Here is an 11,051-nt window from a genome sequence, read left to right as displayed (position 1 = left end):
AGGCCGCCTCCCAAAAAGAAGCCTTGAATCTGATTTGCTCTCAAAAGGGAATCCTTAGAGTCCACACCACCTAGAGCATGAATCCGGAAAAGTGCGAAGCGGTTTTCCGACAAGAACATGCTCAAACAAAGAGCTCATGCGCATTAATGATTCAGCCCAATTTCATCGTACTCTCATCGCGCTCGAGGAGTTTCTCATGGCAGGCATTCTGGACGGCAAGGCCGCATTGGTGACGGGCGGCGGCTCCGGCATCGGCCGGGCGACGGCAATTGCCATGGCGCGTGAAGGCGCGCGCGTGGCGGTGTCGGACCTCTCGAAGGACGGCATCGAGGAGACGGTCGCGCTGATCAATGCCGCCGGCGGCCAGTCGATCGCGATCCAGGGCGACGTCACCGACGAGGCCGACGTCGCGAACATGGTGGCCCGCACGGTTTCGGCGTTCGGGCGCATCGATTGTGCGTTCAACAATGCCGGCGTTGCCGGGCGCTCCGTCGGGCCGCCCGGCCAGCGCATTCATGAACTCACGCAAGCCTCGGTGGCCAAGATGTTCTCGGTGAATCTGATGGGCGTGTTCCTGTGCCTGAAATACGAGGTCGCGCAAATGCTCAAACAGGGCGGTGGCGGCGCCATCGTCAATACGGCCTCGATCGCAGGCCTGGTCGGCCTCGCGACGTCCGGCCACTATGTCGCGACCAAGCACGGTGTCGTCGGGCTGACCAAGTCCGCCGCGATCGAATATGCCCAGGACGGCATCCGCGTGAATTGCGTCAATCCCGGATACATCAAGACGCCGATGACAAAGGAGACGATGGATGAACGCTACGACGAGATCATCGCCAAGGTGCCGGTCCGTCGCCTGGGCGTGCCCGAGGAAATCGCCGAAGCCGTGGTCTGGATGTGCTCGGACAAGGCGTCATTCATGACCGGCGCATCGCACGTGGTCGACGGCGGCTACAGCGCCGCCTGATCTTCCGAAGGGCCTTTGTTTACGTTGGTGGCCCGGTTGTACAAGCATTCGATCATCGCGGCATGATGGCGGCGTTGATCTTCGTGGCCTCGGTGCTCTTGCTGCGAGTGATGCATCTCGGGCAATATGGCGCTTGGCAACGAAGAGCTTCGAGATTTGGTGTTCAAACTCAATCGCATTGTCGGTTTCATCATTCTAGCAGCGCTCGTCTACGGCGTGCTCCAGGCTTGCGGGTTGCTTCCTGAGGGCGCAGCTCGGCTGTTTCCTCAACGCAGCGGCTCGCCCGCGGCTTAAAATTGATGCTCCACATCCGAACGTCCGCTGCTGGACCCATAGCGGGTATCGTTTGACGCTGGTTTTGGTCGCCTCCTTCGGCAAACGGAACCGAAGCCGGTCCAGCCTGTTTGGTACGATTAGCCAAGGGAGGTCGGAATGAGGATCATTCTGATGACGACGATTGGCTGGGCGTTGTCGTGTGGATTCGCGCTAGCCCAGGCCGATCCCAACAAGGACGTGAACACGGCAACCGGGCGCTCGGCACCGGAAGAAAAAGGTCAATTGCAGCCACAAGGTTGGACCGGGCCACTTGAAACAAAATCAGGTGGTGCGCCGCCGGAAAGCCCGCAAGGTCAAAGCCCGCCGGGAATGCAGGGAGCGCCGGACGGATCGACAAAAACCGTGGTTGAACCGCGGAAGTAAGTCCCACGTCTTGTCTGTGAAAGGCCAGCTTCCCTTAGGGTGAACCGGCCCTCGAGCTCGCCCTTTGCAGCAAGCGGACATCGCGGCAGCGCGGAATGACGTCAGAGCTTGATCCAAGCGGACCCTGGCAGGCTTGCGCCAACCAGCCGTGCGTATCGATGGGTTGATCCGCTTCCGGCACTAACGTAGTCGTTCGCGATGAACGAACGTTCGGCCATCGCCAAGGCTGCAGCTCTTCCGGATACGAAAGCCATCCTGCTCGGGGTCGCATGCGGCCTCGGTGCGGCGCTGTGCTGGGCGCTCGGCTTCGTGGCGACCCGACACGGCCTCAAGGTCGGTTTCACACCCGTCGACCTGCTGATGCATCGCTTCCTGTGGTCGGGCATCGTCTTCCTGCCGCTCGTTGTGCGCGCCGGCCTCCGCGATCTCTGCGGCATCGGCTGGGGCCGCGGCATGGCGCTGATGCTGCTTGGCGGGCCGGTGATGTCGCTGATCAGCTATGCCGGCTTCATGTTCGTGCCGCTGGGGCACGGCAGCGTGATCCAGCCGTCCTGCGCGACGCTGGGTGGATTGTTTCTCGCGGTCGTCTTGCTGAAGGAAACGGTCTCGCTCTCGCGCGCGGCCGGCGCTGTCGTCATTGTCGTCGGTCTTGCCGTGATCGGCAGCGAGTCGATCGGCCATATGGGGCCGAGCGCCGTGATCGGCGATTTGATCTTCGTTGCGACCGGCTTGATGTTCGCGGGCTTCGCCGCGCTGGTGCGCTACTGGCGTGTCTCGGCGTTCTCCGTGGCCAGCGTCATCAGCGTGCTGTCGCTCTCGCTGTTTCCACTCTATGCCGTCTCGGGTGGGCTCGCTCGCGATGCGGCCATCGGCCTGCATGAAAACACGCTGCAGGCCATTGCCCAGGGCATCCTGGCCGGGCCCGCGGCGATGTATTTGTTCGCGGTGTCGATCCAGCGCCTGGGCGTTGCCCGCGCAGCCGTATTTCCTGCGACAGTGCCGGTGCTGACCCTGCTGTTGGGATGGCTCCTGATCGGCGAGCCACCAACTACGCTGCAGGTGGCCGGATTGGCCGCCGTGTTGGCCGGATTCTATCTCGCGCAGCGGCAGCGCTAGACGGCCGACGTCCTGATGGCGCGCGGTCGCGGCGACGATTGACAAGCAAGCGAGGGATCGCGGATGGTGCGGCTCTCCGCCGTGTCGTAATGAGACGCCGATGCAAGTTCAACGTTTGGCGCTGCCGATGCTTGCAGGGCTCGTGCTTGCAGCTTCGGCTTTGTCGGGCGCAGCCCGGGCGCAAGACGCCGCCGAGCCGATGCGGCAGACCTCGCAGTGGCAGAACTGGCAGTGGCAGACCTCGACGCCGGAAGAGCAGGGGATGGATTCCGCTGCGCTGGCGCGGCTCGTCAATGACGGTGCGGCCCACGGTCTCGATAGCCTCCTGATCGCGCGGCACGGCCGGATCGTGCTCGACGCCTATTATGCGCCCTACACGCCGGAGATCCCGCATCTGTTCAATTCCGTCACCAAGGCGGTGACCGGCACGCTGGTCGCGATGCTGCTCAGGGATGGCGTGCTCGACAGCCTCGACCATCGCATGGTGGATTTCTTCGGCGATCGCAGCATCGCCAATCTCGACGACCGCAAGCGGGCGATCACGGTCCAGACCATGCTGGACATGACCTCGGGAATGGCCTGGACCGAAGGCGTTGAGGGTAGCCGACCGGACTCGCTGATCGAGTGGGGGCGCAGCCCTGATGCGATCCAGTTCATCCTCGACCGCCCGATGGCGAAGGCGCCGGGCGAGGCGTTTGATTACAACACCGGCAATGCGCAGCTGTTGGCCGCCATCATCAACAAGCTCACCGGCATGAGCGCGCGGGACTATGCGGTGACGAAACTGTTTCGCCCGCTCGGGATAGCCGCGCCGTACTGGCACAGCATCGGTCCCGGACTGACGCAGGGCGGCGGCGGGCTTCAGCTCGCGCCGCGCGACGCGGCCAGGATCGGTCTGCTCTATCTGCATGACGGTGAATGGGACGGGCAGCGCTTGCTGCCGACCGGCTGGGTCGACCGCATCAGGCACGCGGCGACCGAGATGCACGCCTCGTTCGACTCATCGTTGCGCTACGCCAATTTCTTCTGGGTCATGCCGCAGCGGCAGGTTGTCATGGCGGTCGGCGACCGCTGTCAGCTCGTCATGCTGTTTCCCGCGCTCGACATCGTCACCGTCGTGACCGCGCGCGACTACTGCTCGTTCGGCAGAATGGCCGATGAGATTTCGGGCGCGGTCAAATCCGACACGGCGCTGCCGGTGAACTCCGTCGGCGGCAATCAGCTCGCGGGCGCGTTGCGCGATATCGCAACCGAAAAGCCGTCGACGGTTGGTGCCGTGCCCGAGACGGCCGCCGCCATCTCCGGCAAGACCTGGCGCTTCCCGGCCAATCGCTTCAATTTGCGGGCACTAACGCTGCATCTGACGGATCAGCCCGCGCACTACGAACTCGAAACGGCGACGCCGGATCCGGCGAGGCCGGTGACGACACTGGCGGGACCGATCGGGCTCGACGGTGCCTACCGTCTCGGTCAACCAACGGCGCTCGGCGTGATGGCGCTGAAAGGGACGTGGCAGGACAACCAGACATTCGCGATCGACCTGCGTCTGGTCGGCGGCGATACCGACCGCCGATGGCTGCTGTCATTCGATGGCGGCAAGGCCCGGCTCAGCGGCAAGGATCGCTTCGGCCGCGACGTTAAGGCCGACGCTGAAGCGCCGGGCGCGCAATAGATCGAGCGCGGGCCGCGTCCCTGTCCATTTCGGGCACGTGAAGCTCGGCTTCCTTCGCGTCGTCCCGGCGAAGGCCGGGACCCATACGCCGCGGCGGACGTTGTAGCTGGGACTGGTCGTTGCAATAGTGCAGAAGGCGTCGTGCCCGCGCAGCGATCTTGGCGGCATGATCGCAGGAAATCACGACCGGCGCACGCCAACACGCACACCGCCATGGCAGACGGCCGCGCGAATCGACAATGCTACGGAAACTATGCGCCCGAGGCTCTCAGCGCGGCGGCGACCTTATTGGTCCACCTTCGGCGTCTTGCCCGCAATGTCGAGGCCGAACCGGAGCGCGCGCTCCTGGCGCTCTTCCGTCAGCAGCTTCAATTCCCGTTCCAGCGACCGCGCCACCTCGTCCTGGGTTTCCTTGGAGCGGCGACGGGAGTCGCCTTGCGGTTTGGCCGGTTCGGCAGTCACGGGAGAAGCCCTTGTCACAGTGTCACAGGCCCTGATCGCACGGCGGGAGTCGGGGCGACAATCAAAAAGAATTCAGTGGGTGCATCTTTGGAAGGTTTGCTGTGCGTCTGATTCAAATTTGGGCAGAAAATTCTCTTAAGTGTTGCCTCGAATGAAGCCGACCTCGATTGGCCTACGGTCTCATCAATTCGGATGAGAGAGCCCGGTTCCGACGAAATCATTTCCGGATTCGCACGAAGGCGTCCTGAAACCGACAAGGTCTAACCTTAGTAGCGTTGTGAAGGACGGCTGCCTGGTGAGACGCTGAGGACCGCGGTGGTGAGATTCACGACCAGGGTCGCAAGGTCGGTCGGTCCTGCTGAGACGTTGGGGATGATCCCGGAAATGAAGAAGTTGAATGCTGTGCCTTATGTCTGGGCGGCTGCGCTGATTGCGGTCGCGATCTGGGGCGTGAGCGGCACCCCGCAGACGGCACACACCTCTGCCAGCACCCATCTGGCCCGGGTGCGCTAGAGCTTCGGCCGCAGCGAGCGCTGCATATCCATCGTGTAGGTGTAGCGCCCCTCGGGGTGCGTGGTGATGGTGACCTCGAACAGTTCCTCGCGCTGGCCGTAGTAGCGGCGTACCACGGTGAGCGCCGGCGAGCCGGTCTTGACGCCGAGCGCCCTGGCGATCGGCGCCGGCATGCCCCGCACGAAGATTTCCATCTGCGCGCGCTCAGTGACCTGGCCGTACATCCTGGCAATCTGCTCATGCACCGGGGTGCGGCCGTGGTCGGGCCGGGTCACGACATCGGCGAACCTGCGCAGCACGTAGATCTCGGCCCAGCCGAGCGGGGCTGCGAACTGGTCGGAGCGGCGCACCGCCTCGATCAGGAACCAGCTCTTGCCGGGCTCGCATTTCAAGAGCCCGGCCAGCTTGCGGTCGGCGACGATGTCGCTGCTGGCCACGACCTCGCGGTAGGTTTCGTTGGAATAGCGCAGCCACTCGCCGAGCGACTTGACACTGTGGGTGAACAGCACCGGCGGCTCGGATGCGATCACCACCGAGCCGAGGCCGGCGCGGCGCACGATCAGGCCCTGGTCGATCAGGATGCGCAGCGCCTCGCGCACGGTCTGCCGGCTGGCCTGATAGCTCGCCATCAGCTCGGTCTCGGTCGGCAGCAGATTGCCGACCGCGTAGGTGCCGAGCCGGATGTCCTTCTGCAGTCCGGTGGCGATGTCGCGGTAGCGGGACGATCGCGCTCGGTCCGGTTGTTCAGACATGGCGGATCACTGGTATGCCGTATGGCAGACGACCGGATGTCCCGATTGCATCGACTGCAGCGCGGCCTCGAACGCGGCGAGCGTCGCCAGCACGTCGGCCTCGAGCACCGGGAACGGCTGCTTGCCTTCGACGGCGTCGGCAAAGGCCGATAGTTCCGCGGTGAGGGTGTCGATTGCCGGATAGCGCGTCGTCGCAGGCGCCTCGCCGGATTTCCGCAGCACCATCGTCTGTTCGTCGAGCACCTCGGCGGATCCCTTCGTTCCGAACACATGCACGCGCCAATAGAACGGTGTTGCGCGAATTGTCGCAAGGGTTGCGCTCACGCCATTCACAAATTCAATCGCCAAGGTTGCAGTGTCGAGCGGCGGCGGTCCGGCCTCGCGCGCACTCAACCGGGCATAGACCTGGCGCGCGGGACCAAGCAGGCTGACGAAGCCGTCGAGCACATGCAGCCCCGCGCCGGTCAGGCCGCCGCCCGGCGATTCCTCGGGCGACACCCGCCAGCCCTGCGTGATGGTCTGCGAGTTCTCGTTGCTATTGTGGCCCTCGACATGCAGGATGGTGCCGAGCTCGCCGCTGGCTGTGATCGCGCGCAGCGCCTGCATCGACGGCCAGAACCGGCGGTTATGCCCGACCGCGAGCACCACGCCGGCGCTGCGGCACTCTGCGAACATCTCCGCGGCATCGGCGCGCCGAAGCGCCAGCGGCTTCTCGCAAAACACCTGCTTACCGGCGCTGGCTGCCGCGATCACCTGGCCCTTGTGCAGCGAATGCGGCGTCGCCAGCAGCACGGCATCGATGCGAGCGTCAGCGAGCACATCGTCCAGGCTCGCCGCGACGGAGAGGCCGTGCGCCTCGCAAAAGCTGGCGGCGCCGTTGGTGTCGGGTTCCACCGCGCGGACGATCCTGAGCCGCGGCTCGTTGCGCGCGGCCCCGACCAGTGCGCGGCCCCATCGACCGAGGCCCGCGATCGCACAGTTGATCATGACTGTCCCTCACCGTGGCCGCGGCCGGCCCGGATCGCCTCGATGACCGCGGCGCTGTCGTTGTCCGGCCCTTGAAGCGCGATCGCCGCGCGCAGCAGTTCGGCCTGCACCGAGGTCAGCGGCAAGGGCAGGCCGTGCCGCCCGGCCTCCTGCAGGATCAGTTCGGCATCCTTCAAGGTCTGCGCGATATGCGATTGCGGCGAGAAATCCCGCGCCAGCATCTTCGGCCCCTTGCTGTCCATCACCTTGGAATATGCCGCCGATTGCCGCGCGGTCGCAAGGAACGCCGCGCCGTCGAGGCCGAGGCTTTCCGCAAAGGCGATGCCCTCGGCCAGCGCGGCGCGGTTGTTCTGCAGGATCAGATTGATGGCGAGCTTGGTGCGGCTGGCATTGCCGATCGCGCCGACATTGACCCGCTGCGGGCAGAGAATGTCGAGCGTCGCCGCGGCGGCGTCGATGATGTCGGCATCGCCGGCGACCAGCGCGGTGGCCGTGCCCGCCCGGACCTCGGCGCTGGTCCCCGAGATCGGCGCTTCGATGAAGGCGAGGCGCGAGCGGGAGGCGAATTCGGCGATTGCCACGATCTCACCCGGCGCGCAGGTGGTGGTGCAGATGACGCGCGGCGGCGACGTCGCGTTGGCGAGGTCCGGCAGCAGCGTCCTGACCTGGGCCGCGTCATACACCGCGATGACGATGGTCCGGCAGCGCGCCGCGACGTCGGCGGCGAACGCTGCGAACTCGGCGCCGCTGGCTCTCAGGCCATCTGTCTTCGCCGCGTCGATGTCGAAGCCGATCACCCCGATGCCGGCGTCGATCAGCCGCGCGGAGAGCGCCGATCCCATCAGCCCGAGGCCAATCATGCCGACAGGTGTCTCGCAAGCCATGATGCGACGCCGCCTCGCTTTATTGCGGCTGGATGCCGGCCGCCTTGACCTCCGCCGACCAGCGCACGACCTCGCTCCTGACGAAGGCGCCGAACTCGGCGGGCGCGAGCGGCGCCACCATCACGCCGACATCGGCGAGCTTCTTCCTCGTCTCCGGCATCGCGAGGTACTTCGCACACTCGGCGTAGAGTTTGCTGACCACGGGTTCCGGCGTGCCGGCGGGCGCGAACAGGCCGTACCAGATCGTGGCCTCGAAGCCCGGCATCGCTTCCGCGAGCGCGGGCAGGCCGGGCGTCAGCTCGTTGCGGGTCGCCGACGTCACGGCGATGCCGCGCAAGGTGCCGCCCTGCATCTGCGGGATCGCGACCGAGAAGTCGCCGAAGGTGAGATCGATCACCCCCGCCATCACGTCGGTCATCGCCTGCGGGACGCCGCGATACGACGCCGCGACCAGCGACAGGCCGCCGCGCGATTGCAGCTGGGCGATCGAGATCTGCGATGCGCCGGAACCGTAGCCCGCGGTCAGGTTGGGATTGGCCTTGGCGTAGCTGAGGAACTGCGGCAGGTCCCTGGCCGCGAGCTTCGGATTGACCAGCAGCACCATCGCCGTCGTGGTGGTGCGGATGACAGGCGCAAAGTCCTTCACCGGGTCGTAGGGCAGGCTCTTCAGCGTCGCGACGTTGCTGGCATGGGTGGTGTTGGTGCCCATCAACAGCGTGTAGCCGTCGGGCGCGCTGCGGGCGACCTCCTGGGCGCCGATGCTGCCGAGCGCGCCGGCGCGGTTCTCGATCAGCACGGTCTGGCCCAACGCGTCCTGCAGATGCTGGCCGACCAGCCGCGCGACATTGTCGGGGCCGGCGCCGGCCGGGAACGGCACGATGATCTTGAGCGGCCGTTGCGGGAAATCGTCGGCGGCGAAAGCCGGCAGGATGGGAAGCGTCGCAAGCAGGACGACGAGCAGCCCCAGCCGTAACTTCATCCCGGTCTCCTCCCGTGTCTGCTTTTGCAAATTTATACGGACAAATACATCAGAAAGGCAAGCGTTAGGCCCGCTGGAATGTTGAGGTGCGTCATATTTATCCGTATAAATAGTCCATTCAGGGAGCCCGACGACGATGGTGGACATCAGCGATCTCCATGCGCGCGGACTGCGCCGGCGCCAGAAGATGTTCGGCGAGGTCGACGTCGCCAAGCGGATGGCCGCTGCGGGCGATTTCGGCACGCCGCTGCAGAACATCATCAATGCCTATGTCTACGGCGACGTCTGGGAGCGTAGCGGGCTGTCCGACCAGATCCGCAGCCTCGTGATGCTCGGCATCACCGCGGCGAGCAGCAAGCCGGCCGAGTTCCGCGTCCATGCCAAGGGCGCGCTGGCCAATGGGTGCACCGCCGCGCAGGTGCAGGACGTGCTGCTGCTGGTGGCGATGTATTGCGGCATTCCGGCCGCGATCGAGACCAGCAAGATCGCAGCCGAGGTGTTCGGTGAGGCGCCGCCGGAGGGGTAGGGCACCGGCCCCTGCCGTGATAGGGACGTTGCCGACCGCGACCGGCAACAGGATCTGCCCATGTCCGCCTTCCCGACCTCGACCACCGTGCTCGATTCCGTATTGTTTCGCGATGCCTTCGGCACGCGCGAGATGCGCGAGGTGTTTTCCGATCTGCGGCTGATCGAGCGCTACGCCGAGGTCGAGGTCGCGCTGGCGAAGGCCGAAGCGCGCTGCGGCGTGATTCCTGCCGAAGCCGCCGCGGAGATCGCAAAGCGGACCGATGTTGCCACGCTCGATTTCGATCTGCTGCGGCAGGAGACCGACGTCGTCGGTTACCCGATCCTGCCGCTGGTGCATCAGATGGCGAAGCAGTGCGGCGAGGCCGGCCGCTACGTCCATTGGGGCGCGACCACGCAGGACGTCATGGACACCGCCGTGGTGCTGCAACTGCGCGACGGATTGAAGATCATCGAGGACGACATCGCTGCGCTGCGCGGCATCCTCGCCGATCTCTCGACAAAATACCGCGACACGCCGATGGCCGGCCGCACCCATCTGCAGCAGGCGCTGCCGGTGACCTTCGGCTACAAGACCGCGATCTGGCTAGCCGCGTTCGATCGCCACGCCGCGCGGCTTGTGGAGCTGAAGCCGCGCGTGCTGATCGGCCAGTTCGCCGGCGCCGCCGGCACGCTGGCCTCGCTCGGCGACAAGGGATTCGAGGTCCAGCAGGCGCTGTGCGAGGAACTCGGGCTCGGCGTGCCCGTCTCGACCTGGCATGTCGCCCGCGACGGTCTGGCGGAAGCGGTGAATTTCCTCGCGCTGGTCACGGGAACGCTCGGTAAGATCGCACTCGACATCATGATCATGGCGTCGACCGAGTTCGCCGAGGTCTACGAGCCGTTTGTCAAAGGGCGCGGCGCGTCCTCGACCATGCCGCAAAAGCGCAACCCGATCTCGTCGGAGCTGATGCTCGCCGCCGCCAAGGCGGTGCGCCAGCATGCCGGCCTGATGCTGGATGCGATGGTGCAGGATTTCGAGCGCGCCACCGGCCCGTGGCACGCCGAATGGATGGCGATCCCGGAAAGCTTCGTGCTGACCGCGGGCGCGCTGCACCAGGCGAGGTTCGCGCTTGGCGGTCTGATCGTCGACGAGCAACGGATGGCCGACAATCTCGACATCAGCCGCGGGCTGATCGTGGCCGAAGCCGTGATGATGGGCCTCGCGCCGTCGATCGGCCGGCAGGAAGCGCATGACGTGGTCTATGACGCCTGCCGCCTCGCCAACGACAAGGGCCTGACGCTGGCCGAGGCGCTAGCGGCGGATGATCGCGTTGCCAGCCGGATCGATCGGGCGACGATCGACCGCCTCACCGCGCCGAAAAACTATCTCGGCCTGGCGCCGCAGATGGTCGACCGGGTGCTGGCCTCGGTGAAGCAGTAAAATTCGAGGCAATTGCTCGCCGTCGCGTGATCGGGCGCGGCGGGCAGGAACCTTGCGGATGCGGATCGAATT

General features: G+C 65.5%; 12 protein-coding genes. 7 read left to right on the top strand and 5 right to left on the bottom strand.

The features are described from left to right. Positions 1–196: 196 nt before the first annotated feature. The 4 genes from Q2M23_RS38380 (at position 197) to Q2M23_RS38365 (ending at position 4,454) form a co-directional block, all read left to right on the top strand. Complete coding sequence (locus Q2M23_RS38380) at positions 197–967, top strand: SDR family NAD(P)-dependent oxidoreductase (protein ID WP_076832663.1); 771 nt, start codon at positions 197–199, stop codon at positions 965–967. A gap of 432 nt (positions 968–1,399) precedes the next feature. Beyond that, positions 1,400–1,666: a hypothetical protein gene (locus Q2M23_RS38375; protein ID WP_141340539.1), complete on the top strand. Its 267-nt coding sequence runs from the start codon at positions 1,400–1,402 to the stop codon at positions 1,664–1,666. A gap of 198 nt (positions 1,667–1,864) precedes the next feature. Beyond that, positions 1,865–2,782: a DMT family transporter gene (locus tag Q2M23_RS38370; protein ID WP_316398821.1), complete on the top strand. Its 918-nt coding sequence runs from the start codon at positions 1,865–1,867 to the stop codon at positions 2,780–2,782. Between the two features lie 100 nt (positions 2,783–2,882). Beyond that, a complete protein-coding gene (locus tag Q2M23_RS38365) occupies positions 2,883–4,454 on the top strand; it encodes a serine hydrolase (protein WP_316398820.1) in 1,572 nt (523 codons plus the stop codon). A 285-nt stretch (positions 4,455–4,739) separates the two neighbouring features. Here Q2M23_RS38365 and Q2M23_RS38360 read toward each other — a convergent pair whose 3' ends face one another. Next, a complete protein-coding gene (locus Q2M23_RS38360; RefSeq protein ID WP_162832420.1) occupies positions 4,740–4,916 on the bottom strand; it encodes a hypothetical protein in 177 nt (58 codons plus the stop codon). Positions 4,917–5,300: 384 nt separating this feature from the next. On the opposite strand from Q2M23_RS38360, the gene Q2M23_RS38355 reads away from it, so the two are divergent. After that, complete coding sequence (locus tag Q2M23_RS38355) at positions 5,301–5,429, top strand: hypothetical protein (protein ID WP_016847287.1); 129 nt, start codon at positions 5,301–5,303, stop codon at positions 5,427–5,429. Here Q2M23_RS38355 and Q2M23_RS38350 read toward each other — a convergent pair. The 4 genes from Q2M23_RS38350 to Q2M23_RS38335 are packed head-to-tail and all read right to left on the bottom strand — an operon-like array spanning position 5,426 to position 9,031. Continuing rightward, positions 5,426–6,181 carry a GntR family transcriptional regulator gene (locus Q2M23_RS38350; RefSeq protein WP_028337580.1) on the bottom strand — a complete coding sequence of 252 codons (756 nt, stop codon included), beginning with the start codon at positions 6,179–6,181 and terminating at the stop codon, positions 5,426–5,428. The genes Q2M23_RS38355 and Q2M23_RS38350 overlap by 4 nt on opposite strands. 6 nt (positions 6,182–6,187) lie before the next feature. Then, the gene (locus Q2M23_RS38345; protein ID WP_316398819.1) at positions 6,188–7,168 is read right to left on the bottom strand and encodes a Gfo/Idh/MocA family oxidoreductase; all 981 of its coding nucleotides are present in this window, start codon (positions 7,166–7,168) and stop codon (positions 6,188–6,190) included. Beyond that, the gene (locus Q2M23_RS38340) at positions 7,165–8,052 is read right to left on the bottom strand and encodes an NAD(P)-dependent oxidoreductase (protein ID WP_316398818.1); all 888 of its coding nucleotides are present in this window, start codon (positions 8,050–8,052) and stop codon (positions 7,165–7,167) included. The genes Q2M23_RS38345 and Q2M23_RS38340 overlap by 4 nt, the downstream gene beginning before the upstream one ends. 19 nt (positions 8,053–8,071) lie before the next feature. Next, complete coding sequence (locus Q2M23_RS38335) at positions 8,072–9,031, bottom strand: Bug family tripartite tricarboxylate transporter substrate binding protein (protein WP_057020101.1); 960 nt, start codon at positions 9,029–9,031, stop codon at positions 8,072–8,074. A gap of 136 nt (positions 9,032–9,167) precedes the next feature. Between Q2M23_RS38335 and Q2M23_RS38330 the strand changes: the two genes are divergently transcribed. After that, positions 9,168–9,557 carry a carboxymuconolactone decarboxylase family protein gene (locus tag Q2M23_RS38330; protein WP_083715163.1) on the top strand — a complete coding sequence of 130 codons (390 nt, stop codon included), beginning with the start codon at positions 9,168–9,170 and terminating at the stop codon, positions 9,555–9,557. Between the two features lie 60 nt (positions 9,558–9,617). Further along, positions 9,618–10,979 carry an adenylosuccinate lyase family protein gene (locus Q2M23_RS38325; protein ID WP_316398817.1) on the top strand — a complete coding sequence of 454 codons (1,362 nt, stop codon included), beginning with the start codon at positions 9,618–9,620 and terminating at the stop codon, positions 10,977–10,979. The last annotated feature ends 72 nt before the right edge of the window (positions 10,980–11,051 follow it).

Origin of the sequence: Bradyrhizobium sp. 33ap4 (assembly GCF_032654765.1) — a bacterium.
Taxonomy (GTDB): domain Bacteria; phylum Pseudomonadota; class Alphaproteobacteria; order Rhizobiales; family Xanthobacteraceae; genus Bradyrhizobium; species Bradyrhizobium australafricanum.
This window is presented reverse-complemented; position numbering and strand designations above follow the sequence as displayed.